Genomic DNA, 12,726 nt, shown 5'->3' with positions numbered 1-12,726 from the left:
GATGTTCATCCTGCGCTTCCTCTGGGCGGTTCTGACATCGCGCTGGCTGTGGACGCTGATCGGCATCACGCTGCTTTCCCTTGTCATCTGGGTGTTCGGTCCGATCGTCAGGGTCGGTCCCTACGAACCGTTCGCCTCTGAAAATGTGCGCATCGTCATCATCGCGCTGCTGGTCATCTTCTGGCTGATCTGGCTGATCGTCGCCCAGCGCCGGGCGATCCGCGCCAACCGCATGTTCGTCGCGGAGATTGCCGCGCCGGCGGTGGAAAAGCCGCTCAGTCCCGGCGAAGAGAACGTCGCCGCCGTGGGTGCCAAGTTCGCCGAGGTGATGGCCGAACTGAAGCGCCGCAAGCTGGGCGGGCGCAAGTTCCTGCGCGAGATGCCCTGGTATGTGATCGTCGGGCCGCCGGCCACCGGCAAGACCACGGCCTTGCGTCAGTCTGGGCTGAATTTTCCGATCGACCTCACCGACGACCTGCAAGGGGTCGGCGGCACGCGCAACTGCGACTGGTTCTTTTCCGAAAACGCGGTTCTGATCGACACCGCCGGCCGCTATGTCCAGCAGGAGAGCCAGCCCGATGTGGATGCGGCGGAATGGCTGGGCTTCCTCGACCTGTTGAAGAAGCACCGGGGCCGCCGCGCGCTCAACGGCGTGATCGTCGCGCTTTCGATCGACGTGCTTTCGGAGGGCGACGAAGCCATCAAGGCGCACGGCCGCAAGATCCGCCGCCGATTGGCCGAGCTCAACGACCGGCTCGAAATCCGCCTCCCGGTTTATCTGATGCTGACCAAGGCCGACCTGATCAAGGGTTTCGAGGCTTTCTTCGGCGGCTTGTCCACCGCCTCGCGCGAGCAGGTTTGGGGAACCACCTTCGCGCTGGATGCGCGGGTGGATGCCAAGACCATCGAACGGGAAATTTCGACGCTGGCGACGGAACTCGAGCGGCGGCTGGTGCCGCGCCTGGAGGATGAGGACAAACTCGCCGCCCGTGCCGAGATCTTCCGGTTTCCCGCCCAGCTCGCAAGCCTGTCCGAACCGATCCAGGTGCTGGTCGAGGCGATGTTCGGCGAAAGCCGTTATGAGGAGGTCGCCTGGCTGCGCGGGCTCTATCTGACATCGGCGACGCAGGAAGGGGCGCCCATCGACCGGCTGACCGCGGCGCTGTCTTCTTCCTTCGGCCTTCCGCCACGGCGGGCCCTGCCCGCACCAAGGGTCGAGAAACGCAGCTTCTTCCTGAGGAACCTGCTCACCGAAGTCATCTTCAAGGAAGCAGGCCTGGGTACTTTCGACCCGCTGGCGCAACGCCGTCGCGCCTGGATCTGGCGGGGTGCGGCTGCCGCCTGCGCGGCGGCGGCGTTGCTGGCCGGTGTCCTGTTCACCTGGTCCTATTTTGACAACCGCAACGCAATAACGGCCCAAGCGAGCCAGTTCGAAGCGCTGCAGACGCCGCTGACCTCGGTTGCGGCAACCCCGGCATCGGTGGAGCAGCCCGCCATGGACGGCGCGCTCGACGCGATGGACGCGGTCGCAACTGCCCGGACAGCACCGCCGGGCGCCGCCCAGGATCTGCTGGGGCCATCGGCCTCGGCGGAACTGGTGCGGGCCCAGACCGACACCTACGACCACGCGCTGCGCAACGTGCTGGAGCCGCGCATGGTCGCACTGCTCGAGGCGACCATGTGGCGGCAGATCCGCGATCCGGATTTCATGCTGGGGGCGCTGAAGACCTATCGCATGATGACCGGCCTGTCGCAGATGGATCCCGACTACGCCCAGAACTGGTGGGTGAACAGTCTGCCCGAATTCGCGGCCGCGGCACCGTTTCCGACCGCCGATGCCGAAGAGCATCAGCTTGCCGCCATCCGCCGGATGACGGTCGACGAAAGCTATATCGCGCCCGACCAGGCGCTGGTTGCCGAAGCGTTGAAAACGGTGTGCACGATTTCGCTGCCGGCGCGTGCCTACAAGCAGTTGCTGGCCGATCCGGCGGTGGCCGGGCTCAAGGAGTGGATCCCGGCCAATTTCGCCGGCCCCAACGGGGGCAAGGTGTTTGCGCGGCGTTCCGGCAAGACACTTCGCGTCGGCATTTCCGGAGCCTTCACCTATTCCGGCTTCCACGACGTCATTCTCGACCGCATCGACGACGTCGCCGCCCAGGCGGCGCTCGATCGTGCGGTTTTCGCCGGCGGCTGTTCGGAAAACTCCGAAACCTCGGTCTCGGCGTTGTCGGAGGATATTCTGAAGCTCTACTATGACGACTATATCGCGCAATGGGACAGCTTCCTGCGCGACATGAGACTCGCGCCCTTGACCGATCTCAATATCGCCAGCGAAAATCTGAAGGACCTGTCGAGCGCCGATTCAGCGCTGAAGCGGCTGCTCACGGCGGTCGTTCAGGAGACCGAGTTGACGCGCTCCGACGAGGCGCCCGCCGATAACAAGGCGGCGGCCAAGGGCGCTTCGAAACTGCTCGGCAAGCTTGGCAAGCTCGGCAAGCTGGCGAGCAGCGGTGCGAAGCTGCTTCCCCGCGCCGGGTCGGCCAGCGAGGTGGACCTGACCGGCAATCTGGTGGCCGAACATTTTAAACCGCTCAAGAGCACCATCGCCGAGGTCGACGGCCAACCGCCGGCCCTGGATGCCGCCGTCGTCGCGCTGACCGCGCTTTCGAACGTGCTGCAGACGGTCACCGCGAACCCCAATCCGCAGGATGCCATCAAGAAGCAGGGCGGCCTCGCCGAACTGACGGGTGCGGTGGCCAGGCAGGCCCAGATCCTGCCCGACCCCATCAATACCTGGCTGGGCGGGATTGCCGGTGACACCAGCAATCTGACGCAGAAGGCGGTCACTTCAGAGCTCAACGCCATCTGGCGGGCCGACATCCTGCCATTCTGCCAGGCAGCGCTGAACGACCGCTATCCCTTCAGCGCCGACAGCGCGGTGGACGTCAACGTGCGCGATTTCGCCCGCCTGTTTGGACCAGCCGGGCTGATCGACGGGTTCATCAACGACCACCTGATCAACTATGTCGACACCACCAGCCAGCCATGGAAATGGCGCGCCGATTTCGGCCTCGATGCTTCGGCGCTGGCGGCGTTCGAGCAGGCCAGGCACATCCGCGACGATCTCTTTCCCGGGGGCACCGGACCGGTGATGAGCTTCACGCTCGAACCGAAGGACCTGTCCCCCAACGTCACGCGCGTGACGCTCAATCTCGATGGCCAGAGCCTCGTCTACTACAACAACGCGACGCGGCCGCAACCGATGACGTGGCCCGGCAAGGACGGCACCGGCGTCATTTCGCTCGCCTTCCAGCCGATCGACGGCTCGCCCGAAATCATGCTCAACGAGACCGGCAGCTGGGCCTGGCTGAGGATGCTGCGCAGCGGCCGCTTCGCCGGCACCTCGCTGACCGATGTCTACAGCCTGCGCCTGGGCACGAAAGGCATGTATGCCGATTTCGAGCTCAAGGCCGCCAGCGTCGAAAACCCCTACAATTTGGAAATGTTCAAGAAGTTCACATGTCCGCCGCAGATATGAGCCTGCCAGGCTTTTACGGAAAAATGCCCGCAACCGGCGATTTCGTCACGCGGCGACTGCCGGGGGACTTTGTGCGCATCTGGGACCGCTGGCTGGCGCAGCATCTCGTCCCGCTGTTTGGTTCGGAATTTTGGCCAAGCGCAACCGCGTTGCGCTTCCTGGCTGGCCCGGCTTCCTTCGGCGCATCGGCAGGCATCATCGTGCAGAGTGCCGACAGAGTTGGCCGACAATTCCCTTTGACCGTCGTTGCGCAGCTTGCTGAAGCGCCCGTTCGGCTGGCCGACGCCGAGGCGTGGTTTACCAGCATCGAAGAGGCGGCCTTCGCCGCCCAACACGGCAAGTTGACGCCCGATGAACTGAATGCCGCGCTGGCCGCACTGCCGGTTCCGCCTTTCGAGCCAGGCGACGAGGTCATCGGTGAGTTGGTCATGTGGACCAGCCGCTCGGACATATTCGACGTCGACCCGCTGTCGCCACAAGCGACACTGGAGCAGATCTTTACTGCCAGCTTGGAGACCAGCTGATGCAGATTTGGAACCAGACCGGCTTTGCGCATGAATTCACCATGGGCATGGACAAGGAAGCCCGTGAGTGGATCGTCGTTGTGGTGAAGGGGACGTTCGACTTCCCGGACGCGCCCGGTGGAAAGGTGCGGAAATCGGCGCAACAGGTTCCGCTGGTCTTTGCCGACACACAGACGGGCGAACCGGGTTATTCCGCCACACTTTGGGAAACCGACTTCGCCTTCCGCAAGCAGCACTGCGATGTCATCGCGAATGGATGCGCTTATGCACCCGGCGGAAAACCAGCTGAGCGGGTTCCGGTCGGCATCAAGGTCGGAAACTGGTCGAAGCTCTTTGAGGTCGTGGGCCATCGCGAATGGCGCTCCATCGGCCCGCTTTTCACAGCAACATCGCCGCAGCCCTTCCTCAAAATGCCGATCACCTACGATCGGGCATGGGGTGGCATTGACCGGCTGAACCCGGAGGAGAAGCTGCCGGGCGCTTATCTGCGCAATCCAGTCGGTACTGGTTGGTCGCAGACAAAAAATCAGCGCCTGATTCCCGGCCTGCGCCTGCCGAACACGCAGAAGCCCGGCGAAGAAGTCCGTACGCCCTTCGGTGACTACACGCCAATGAGTTTCGGGCCGATGGGCCGCGGCTGGCCCGGCCGAGTCGAGTATGGCGGCACCTACGATCAGAACTGGATCGACAACGTTTTTCCCTTCCTGCCCCAGGATTTCGACGAACGCTATTTCCAGATGGCGCCCCCCGACCAGCAGATCGACTACCCGCGCGGCGGCGAAGAGGTGCAACTGGTCAACCTGACGCCGGAAGGACGAGTGAGTTTTCGACTTCCTGCAGCAGGCCTACCAATGACATTGTTCAAAGGCCGCGCCAAAGCGTTCGAAGGCCAACTCCCACCCGACACGATCTTGTTCGACCCAGAGAACCGTCGCTTCTCACTTGTCTGGCGGATGTCGCAACGCATCCAGCGTACCATTCTGGACTTCTCCGAATGTTGGGTCGGTCCGCCGACAAGCGGAATGCTGCGGGCAAAGGCAACCGGCAAACAATATGTCGTCATCTCAAAGATGCGTCCTCGCGTTGAGGAAGGCGGAGAGGCGGAGGCGGCATGACGGCTCCACTCAGCATCATATCCGCAGGTATGGTCACTGCCGTTGGGCTGGATGCGCCCTCGAGCTGCGCAGCCATGCGCGCCAGACTTGATGGCTTCCAAGAGACCCGCTTTCTCGGCCCCGACGGCGACTGGCTGATAGGCGCGCCTGTCCCGCTGCCACGAAACTGGATGGGCGAGAAGCGCTTGGCCCATATGGCGGCCGCCGCCATCGTCGAAGCGTTCGACGCTGTGCCCGAGGCTCGAGGCCGAACGGCCCTCATACTCTGCCTCGCCGAGGAGGGCCGCCCTGGGCGCCAAGCACCTGACAGCCAGCAGCTGCTCACCAAGATCGAGCAAATAGCCGAGGTCGGAAGCCCAATCCCCACTCGCGTCGTCGCTCATGGCCGCCCTTCCGGCCACGTCGCCCTCGATGCAGCTCGCCGTCTGCTTGCCTCGAGGGTGGCTCCCTTCGTATTGATCGTTGGGGTCGACAGCTATCTGACTGCGCAGTGCATCAGTCACTATCTCGCGCGGGATCGACTGCTGACAAAGCAGAACTCGAACGGTTTCATCCCGGGCGAGGCCGCTGCTGCGATCCTCTGCGCGCCCTCGGGCGGCCGCGTCCGGCTCACAGGCCTAGGCCTCGCACTGGAGAAAGCTCCCATCTACAATGAGGCGGATATTCCCTTCAGAGGTGAAGGGATGACAACAGCCTACAAGGACGCGCTCGCCGGATCAGGCTGCCTCCATTCCGATGTCACTCTCAAGATGGGAGACCTTGTCGGCGAAACGTACTGGTTCCAGCAATCTGCCCTCGCCATGCTGCGCACACAGCGCGAACACTCGGAGGTGCGGCCAATATGGGCGTTGGGCGCGAGCTTGGGCAATATCGGGGCGGCCGCTGTCCCGGCCATGCTGGGCTGGGCACTGTCGGCGATACAAAGTGGCTACGCGCCGTCGGGGCCGATCCTGATCGAGGCCTCGGGCGATGACGGCGCATGCGGCGCTGCCGTGGTGGAGGCAAGATGACTGTCTTCGCGAACGGGCGAGAAATCTCGGCAGAGGCGCAAGGTTGCAAGGTCATTGCGGACTTTCCCGACACATGTTTCACCCCGCCCGAGAATCCGGCAACCCCGCCAGGCGTACCCGTCCCGTACCCTGATTTCGGGTTCGACTCCGATCTGGCGTCAGGTAGCGGAACGGTGAAGATCGGCAACAAGCCGATCAGCCAGGAAAATAGCAGCTACTATAGCAAATGCAGCGGCGATGAGGCCGGGGCGGCGGCAAAAAAAGGAATAATCACCTCAAAAAATACCGGCAAGGTTTACGCTCACGGCTGGTCGTCGGACGTCAAGGTCGAGAGTAAGGGTGTTGTTCGACTCGGCGACATGGCCACCAGCAATCATGGAACCGATCCCGGCGATGCGCCTCCAATGGTGATCGTCGGAAAGCCGGGCGGCCCAGGCTTCATCAACGACCCCGATTGCCTTGTCGGACAATACGACCAGATCGTCAGTAAGTGCAATGACCGAGGCGGAGAGGCCCATCACATCATCCCGGATCAGGTACTCCGCACGGGGAATCGGGAGCTGGCGGAAGCGTGCAGCAAGGCGGGAAATAAGAATGACCGCCGGGACAAATCATTCCCGACCCTCGGCGAAGGATGTGCCATCTGCGCCGGTGGTCAGTCTTCGGGCAAAGCCGCATCGGACCGGCAAAGCGATGCCGGGAAGAAGATCGCGGCAAAGGCTGAGGCGTCGGCCACAGCCAGGGGCGGGACGTCTTTGGCTGATATGCGCGAACATGGCTTCCTGCACCAGTTTGAAGAGCGATTCGGATCCAAACCACAGCCTGTCAGCAAGGCGGTGGAGACCTCTAAGAAACTTCTCGATGAAGTAAGTACATACGAAGCTTCCAACGTGAGCCCCGAATGCGCTGAGGTAGCTAAAACCTGCATCGAAGAGCAATTCAAGAACGCAATGAAAAAGGACCCACAGCCGACATGCCAGGTCCGCGAGTCGCCGTCGGACTTGACTATCGCAAACCGTCAGGTGCGACTAGGCTTGAGATAAAGCCGAACACCAAAAGGCGTTACGCTACTAGTCTCTGATCCCGGGAGTTTTGGAAGCTGATGTACGCAATTCCTATCGACGACACATCCGCGTTCGCCATCAGAGACGAAGACGATGAGACTTGGCGGTGTTACTACATCGACTTCGATCCGCTTCGCGTCGACAGTTTCAAGACCCCGAGCGGCGGGATCATCTACTCGGCAACTATCAATCCTGTTACCCAGGCCGCTTGGTTGATAGCCAAAGGCCAATTGTTCAACGTGTCGCGCCAGTTTCGCGATGTCGTGCGAGTACCTTTGCCTCGAGACGATATCTCCGTCTTCGATGTCACTGAGATAAATGATCGATATTACATTTCCTGCGACTCCGGCAGGGTTTGGTACTTTGATTTGGATACTGACGATTGGGTGTCGGTACTGATGTCAGAACCGCCTCCCGAAAGGCAGCCAAGGGGCGAGAGTGAAACAGCGGCCGATTACGTGGCCCGCACCTCTCCAGCAATGCGCGCATACGTGGAAAAATATCCAAGCTTCCATAAGGCCATCGCTGTCGGCGATGACATCTATTTTCTAGCAGCACTCGGTCGTGTGGTGAGGCTGCGCGGGGACAAAATCGACGAGCTCCGGCTCGAAAGCGGCGCTCGGCTCGTCAAGGGTGGCGCCGAGGGAAACACCGCGATCCTGTGTGGCGACCACCCGGTCGCCGAAATTTATCGTGGCACTCTCGACGAGGGCTTCGAGCGTATCTTTCAGAATGACGAGCGGTCTCTGCACATGACAGCGCTGCATCGCGGTGTTCGCTATATTGGTGCAGCGACCTACCCTGGCTTTGCAGGCCCGTCTTTGTTTACCTGGGATGGTGAGGATTTGACGCCTGTGCCCACCGGTTGCGCGCGCGAGGCGGATAACCTCTTGAAGCTCGTGTCGACCGGATCCGTCCTCTGGGCGATCGACGAGGAGGGTTTCTTTCGGCTTACGTCAGACGGATGGGCCCTTACGGAATTGGAAGACATCGCCAACGCTGCCGGTTAGACCTGAGCAGTTGTACGAAGCGTTGCCGAAAGGAATTCCCGCACCTTGGACAGGTCGAGCGTTCTCACGCGCAGGCTTTCCGCGCCCGTCTGGAGCATGCGCACGACAAACAACTCGCCCGCCTCGGGAAATTCGCGGTAGCGCTCCTCGGCAACACGCATCCCCGCATCGCCGGCGATACGCAAGCCGTCTAGATGCGCCTCCAGCCGCTCGACGAGGCGGCTCAGGCGTTCCTCGTCCATATCGCAATTTTTGTCTGGGTTCAGCAAATGCCCGTCGTAGACAGTCCACAAAAAGGCGGCCATCTCCGCGTGCTGACGTATAACTTGTTCGAGAACAGGTGGCCTTGGCATCAGTTTAGATTCACCGAGCCGCCACGGATGCGGTTGGAGGCGCTGGCGTGGCTTACCAGATAGGTGCCTCGAATGGTGAGGTGGCCGTCCTTCTCCATGATGATGACCGACTTGCCGCATCTCAACTCAAGCCGCTCGCTCGAACTGATCTTCACCGTTTCACCGTCACGCACCACATGACTGTCGCTCCGGCGGTTGTTTGTCTGTTGTTTTGCGGGATCGACAATACGCCCAACGATCAGCGGTTTCAGCGGATTGGCATTTTCGAACAGCAGTGCGACTTCTGACCCGATCATGTCGGACGACAGTTCGGTCAGACTTCGCGCCTGCAAGGCTACTTCCTCCCGATTTCCGGGAAACACCACGAGTGGCGCACCTTGGTCGAACCCGAGCAGCAAACCAATCACTACTCCATCAATCCGTTCGTCGATATCGTTCATGGGCGCGTCCTCAGTTCTGCTTTATCTCCGAGCCTTTCATGATGATGTCGCTCGAAGCATTGACGTTTATCTTTCCTGAACCCTTGATGGTGATGTCTTTGCCCTTGATCGTGATCGTCCCATCCTTTTTCATAAGAATTTCGGCGCTCCCCGTTTTGATCGTGACGGACTCTTTGGCCTCGATGGTCAGGTTCTTGCCGACCACGATGCCCGCGTCGTCGCCGACCTGGGTAAGGCTCTTTTTACCGATCTTGAGTTCGTGCGCCCCATTAACCTGAGTCGAAGCATCCTCGCCCACCTTGATGATATGCGTCTTACTGATCTGCGTGTTTTGGGCGCCGCCGATCTTGACGCCCTGATCGGAACCGATCTGTATGCTTTGGCTTGCTCCGACGTTCCAACTGTCCGATGCGCCGATATCGTGGCTCTGGCTGATGCCAACCGTGACCGAGCGGGCGGCGCCGATCGTGTTGGTCTGAACGCCGCCGACGGTGCGTGTCTCGGCGGCGCCCACCGTGTCTATGCGAGCGGCGCCCACCGTGACGGTCTGGACAATCCCCACCGTCTGAGAATGATTGGCGTCGATGTTCTCCGTCGAGTTCGACACGACATGGATGGTCTCGTTGGCCATGACCGTCAGCGAACGGTTGGCGCCCACCGTCTCGGTGTCGTTCGAGCCGATATTGGTGGTCTGGTCGACGCCGACCTTGACCGTCTTGTTGTTGCCGACGTCCTCGTCGAGGTTGTGGCCGACCGAGTGCTTGGCGTCGTGGTCGATGCGGTCCGACTGGTCGTGTTGCACCAGCTTGGTGCGGTCATGCTTGATCAGAAGGTTGTGGTCCTTCTGCGCCTGGAAATTGACCAGTTCGGAGCCGGCCTTGTCCTCGAACATCAGCTCGTTGTAGCCGCCGCCACCTTTGGAGGAGTCCGACTTCCAGCCGGATTGCGTTGCGCTGCCCGGCAGGCCGTAAGGCGGCATCTGCGAGGCGTTGTACACCCTGCCGGTGATGATCGGCAGGTCCGGGTCACCCTCGATGAAGTCGACGATCACCTCCTGGCCGATGCGCGGTATCTGGATGAACCCCCAGCCGCTGCCGGCCCAGGTCTGCGAGACCCGCACGAAGCAGGAACTGTTCTGGTCCTTCTTGCCCAGGCGATCCCAGTGGAACTGCACCTTCACGCGCGCATATTTGTCGGTGAATATTTCCTCGCCGGACGGACCGACCACGGTTGCCGTCTGCGGCCCGCGCATGATTGGCCGTGGCGTGATCCGTGGCGGACGATAGGGCAAGGCGGTCGGTGCCACGCCGAGGATCACCTTGAAGTTCTCGCTGTCGACGTCGGCATGGGCTCTGTAGCCAGGGTCGAACAGCCTGTATTCGGCGCTGACCACCAGATATTCCTGGTTCTGGTCCTCGCGCGGAAAACCGTCCAGCTTGAAGGTGCAGCCCGAATAGAGGCCGCGCACGGTGCCGACGGCGGCGATACGCTGGTGGACGGCCTGGATTTCCTCGCGCCGGATCGCGGCCAGGCTGTCGCCCCGGCCCACTTCGAGATGCGCGCCGGGCTGGCGGTAGTTCTCGCCCGCGGCCAGCTTGTGACTGAACGGCTGGGCCGACTTGGCCATGAGGTCGGCGCCCGGCTTCTCGAAATCATAGTCGGTGTGGGCATAGGCGCCCGGGCGCACCGAACTGTTTGGTATCCACTCGGTGATGTATTCGACGTCGCGCCGGGAGCCCTGACCTTCGAAGTGATAGGGCACCTTCTCGTAGCCCGGCGCAGGCTTCAGCTTGCTCATCGCGTCGGTCAGGACAAGCGTGTGCTTGCCCTCGTCATGCTCGAAGAAATACAGGATGCCTTCATGCTCGAGCAGTCGCTGGACGAAATCCAGATCGGTCTCGTCGTACTGCACGCAATATTCGCGCGGAGGGTATGATCCCTGCAGGCGCAGATCGAATTCCGCCGTGCTGTATTTCTTGAAGATGTCCTTGACGATGTCGACGACGCTCTTGTTCTGGAAAATCCGGCAATCGGTGGTGTTGGCGAGAAACCAGAGCCACGGCCTGGCGACAGCTTCATAGTACGCCAGCCGGTCCTCGATCCGGGTGAGCCGGAATTCGGACACGATGCCGCTGAACCAGCGTTTCGGATCGGATTCACCTTCGACCGAAACGACACCCCCCAGCATCTTCAGCGGATCGATATTGGCGTCCGTGCCTACGAACCCGGCCGTGTAGGCAAAACAACGGCTGATCTCATCGCGCCCGACAAGATGCGTGAACGTCAAAAGCTCGGCGCCAACCGGTGTCTGTACAACCGTGGCACGTTCGTTCGGCATGGTCGTGCCCCTCCTGGACGCGGCCGCCGGCGCGGAGGATTGAAGTTCCCGCACTCTGTTCAGGAACTTTTTCGACCCGCCGCACCAGGCCACCTGAAGCCTACCACATGTTGCCCCGCCGACCAAAGAGGCGGGTGGCGACCGTGTCGAGGCATCGGCTCGAAACGCAGCTGTCCTGTTTTACGCGCAAACTGCTAGAATGGTCGCGTATCGATCAACGATCGACGGCGATCTTGGATGTATATCAGTCTACAAATCAACAATATCGACGCCTTGCCCGCTGGAATGTCGACCGGATACTCAGCGCGCGATCGCGGCTTCGAAATCGGACGCGATGCTTGTGACTGGACCTTGTCGGACCCCGACAAGTTCATCTCGGGCCGGCACTGCGAGGTTCGATACGAGGCAGGCGCGTTCTGGCTGCACGATATCTCGCGCAACGGGACCTTCATCAACGGATCGAGCCAGCGCCTGACCGGCCCGCATCGGCTGGGCCATGGCGACCGGATGCTGATCGGCCGCTATATCATCCTCGTATCGATCGACGAGGAGCGCGCCACGGCGGGCTATCCCCAAACCAGCCACGGTTCGGCGCAGCGAGAAATGCCGGTCGCGGCGGGCCGGTCGCTGGAATTCGGAGATGGGCCTTTCTTCGACCCTGCGCAGCAACGGTCCGGGCAGCGCGTTCCGGCGCCGGCAAACTCGTCACCCCCCACACCCCTGCCCTCGACCAGGGACGAAGTGCTGCGTGAGATCGCGATCGGAGCCGGTATTTCGCCGGAATTGCTCCAATTGCGCGACCCGCATGAAGTTGCTGCCGAAATCGGCGCGGTCCTGCGGACGGTGGTCGAGGAACTGACCTTGCTGCTGAAGGCACGCGCGGCCGCGAAAATGTTGGCCAAGAGCACACAACGAACGATGATCAGCGCCGCCGACAACAATCCCCTGAAGTTCGTTCCGGGAACCGACGACATCCTCGAAATCATGTTCGCCCGCCGCAGGGCCGGCTATCTTGATGCCAGGCGCAGCATCGAAGATGCATTCCGCGATCTCAAGACGCACGAATTCGCCACCTATGCAGCCATGCAAGCTGCGCTCTCCCGGCTGCTTGACGACCTGTCGCCCGAGGCGATCGGCAGGAAACTCCCCCCGACGTCGTTTTCGTCGAAGAAGAGCCAGGCCTGGGACGCGTATGTCGCGACATGGCGGACCATGGAGGAAGCACACGAAAACGGCATGCTGGATATATTCCTGGCCTATTTCAGCGAGGCCTACGCCAAAGCCGACAAGCCAAAATAGGCGATCCAGGAAACACGGCCAAGAAACGCATCGCA

10 protein-coding genes are annotated in these 12,726 nt (G+C 61.5%); 7 read left to right on the top strand and 3 right to left on the bottom strand.

Going from position 1 to position 12,726, the window contains the following annotated elements; all coding sequences use genetic code 11:
• Position 1: 1 nt before the first annotated feature.
• The 6 genes from tssM to AC1D10_RS15910 are packed head-to-tail and all read left to right on the top strand — an operon-like array spanning position 2 to position 8,261.
• Complete coding sequence (gene tssM, locus AC1D10_RS15935; protein ID WP_477273357.1) at positions 2–3,538, top strand: type VI secretion system membrane subunit TssM; 3,537 nt, start codon at positions 2–4, stop codon at positions 3,536–3,538.
• Positions 3,520–4,062, top strand: a complete 543-nt coding sequence (gene tagF, locus AC1D10_RS15930) for a type VI secretion system-associated protein TagF (RefSeq protein WP_477273355.1) — start codon at positions 3,520–3,522, stop codon at positions 4,060–4,062. The genes tssM and tagF overlap by 19 nt, the downstream gene beginning before the upstream one ends.
• Positions 4,062–5,177, top strand: a complete 1,116-nt coding sequence (locus AC1D10_RS15925; protein WP_477273353.1) for a DUF2169 family type VI secretion system accessory protein — start codon at positions 4,062–4,064, stop codon at positions 5,175–5,177. Before tagF ends, AC1D10_RS15925 begins: the two co-directional genes overlap by 1 nt.
• A complete protein-coding gene (locus AC1D10_RS15920; protein WP_477273351.1) occupies positions 5,174–6,187 on the top strand; it encodes a 3-oxoacyl-ACP synthase in 1,014 nt (337 codons plus the stop codon). The genes AC1D10_RS15925 and AC1D10_RS15920 overlap by 4 nt, the downstream gene beginning before the upstream one ends.
• A complete protein-coding gene (locus AC1D10_RS15915) occupies positions 6,184–7,230 on the top strand; it encodes a DUF4150 domain-containing protein (RefSeq protein WP_477273349.1) in 1,047 nt (348 codons plus the stop codon). Before AC1D10_RS15920 ends, AC1D10_RS15915 begins: the two co-directional genes overlap by 4 nt.
• A 59-nt stretch (positions 7,231–7,289) precedes the next feature.
• A complete protein-coding gene (locus AC1D10_RS15910; RefSeq protein WP_477273347.1) occupies positions 7,290–8,261 on the top strand; it encodes a hypothetical protein in 972 nt (323 codons plus the stop codon).
• On the opposite strand, the gene AC1D10_RS15905 is transcribed toward AC1D10_RS15910, so the two are convergent.
• The 3 genes from AC1D10_RS15905 to AC1D10_RS15895 are packed head-to-tail and all read right to left on the bottom strand — an operon-like array spanning position 8,258 to position 11,392.
• Positions 8,258–8,614, bottom strand: coding sequence for a hypothetical protein (locus tag AC1D10_RS15905; RefSeq protein WP_477273345.1), 357 nt, complete (start codon positions 8,612–8,614; stop codon positions 8,258–8,260). The two genes, AC1D10_RS15910 and AC1D10_RS15905, sit on opposite strands and share 4 nt — an antisense overlap.
• Positions 8,614–9,054, bottom strand: coding sequence for a DUF6484 domain-containing protein (locus AC1D10_RS15900; RefSeq protein WP_477273342.1), 441 nt, complete (start codon positions 9,052–9,054; stop codon positions 8,614–8,616). The genes AC1D10_RS15905 and AC1D10_RS15900 overlap by 1 nt, the downstream gene beginning before the upstream one ends.
• Before the next feature lie 10 nt (positions 9,055–9,064).
• A complete protein-coding gene (locus tag AC1D10_RS15895) occupies positions 9,065–11,392 on the bottom strand; it encodes a type VI secretion system Vgr family protein (RefSeq protein ID WP_477273340.1) in 2,328 nt (775 codons plus the stop codon).
• Positions 11,393–11,629: 237 nt separating this feature from the next.
• Between AC1D10_RS15895 and tagH the strand changes: the two genes are divergently transcribed.
• Positions 11,630–12,691: a type VI secretion system-associated FHA domain protein TagH gene (gene tagH, locus AC1D10_RS15890; RefSeq protein WP_477273338.1), complete on the top strand. Its 1,062-nt coding sequence runs from the start codon at positions 11,630–11,632 to the stop codon at positions 12,689–12,691.
• Positions 12,692–12,726 lie beyond the last annotated feature (35 nt).

It is taken from the genome of Mesorhizobium sp. P2_A8 (genome assembly GCF_056404935.1).
This window is presented reverse-complemented; position numbering and strand designations above follow the sequence as displayed.